The following is a 1291-nucleotide window of genomic DNA, read 5'->3' as shown; positions in this document are numbered from 1 at the left end:
GAGCCGTTTGTAGCAGCACATGGCTGCGGCGAGTCCGAGAAAGACACCTCAGGCCCTCAGCTCGTCAAGCCGCCCTGGCGAGTGCGGCCGGAAAAGCTGTGTCCTCGTCGAACAGCCTGTGGTGCTGGAGGCAGTGGTAGAGCTGTCCGAGCATGCGATTGAAGAGATTCCGTTGGGCGGCAGCGTGCCAGTCACCGTGATCGTCGCGGCGCCTGCGGTAGTGGGCTTTGGCACCAGGTGAGGCGCTGATGGCGGAGAAGGCCCAGAGGAAGCCGACATGGTTGAGGCGGTCATTCTTCACCCATCGTCGGGTGACATTCGTTTTCTTGCCTGAGGCGCGCGTGATGGGTGAGGCGCCGGCGTAGGCCTTCAGGCCGCGGGCGTCTGCGAAGCGTCGACGGTCGTCTCCGATCTCGGCCAGCACCCGGGCGCCGAGCTGAACGCCGAGGCCGGGGAAGCTGAGGATGATGTCAGCGTCCGGGTGCTGAGGGAACGCCTCGGCCACCGCCTCTTCAAGGTCGTTGGCCGCCTTGGAAGCGGCCTCCAGCTGGGCCAGGAGCACCAGCATCTGCTTGCCGAGCGCGTCTTCGACCAGCGGCGGCTGGTGCGCCCACCCGGCTCGGAGGATGCTGCGAAGCCGTGCAGCTTCCGCCTCGATGCCGCGCTGCGGCCTGCCCGCTTGAGCGCGGCTTGAAGCTGTGCGCGGGTCAACCTTGCGCCCCGGGTCGGAGTGGGGGCGAGGCGGAGAAGTTCGTGAGCCTCGGACCGGCACAGACCCTTCTTCCATGGCTCCACGGCTGCGAGGGCAGCGGGTAGTACTCACGCAGCAGTGAACGGAGCTGGTTGGCGATCTGCTGGCGATTCCAAACGGCGTCCTGCTGGGCACGGGCGCGAGCACGGCGATGGCTCGAGCCAGTTCACTGTCCTGGGGCAGAGGCCGTGGGCGTGCATGTCTGTGCGCAGGATGTTCGCCAGCACGAGGGCATCGCCGGGATCGGACTTCTTGTTCATGCGGGCCACGCAGCGACCTAATCCCAGGACTCGACTCTCATGACCGGTCCGCCACCTCAGTAGCTGTTCGTGGCACCAGCTCACCCCACGGGCCTCGGTCTCTTCGGGAGCTCGGTCGGCTCGGGCCTATGGAGAGGTCACCGCGGGATGGGCTCGCCCCACCAACGCCAACGAGTGAACAAGACGTGGGTATTGACGCTCGACGGCGCTGGGCGGCGCCGATCTCTCTCTAGGCATCCAGGCCCGGCCAAGTACGGGCGTTCGCCCAGCACCGACGAGG

1 pseudogene is annotated in these 1291 nt (G+C 66.9%); it reads right to left on the bottom strand.

Annotated elements, in window-relative coordinates:
- Nucleotides 1-64 precede the first annotated feature (64 nt).
- A pseudogene (locus ACZ7GZ_RS43410) lies at nucleotides 65-1005 on the bottom strand (transposase); the annotation flags it as partial.
- Between the last annotated feature and the right edge of the window lie 286 nt (nucleotides 1006-1291).

The sequence above is a fragment of the Streptomyces sp. NPDC037288 genome (assembly GCF_055603265.1).
The sequence above is the reverse complement of the archived record's forward strand: the minus strand, read 5'-3'. Positions and strand labels throughout refer to the sequence as shown.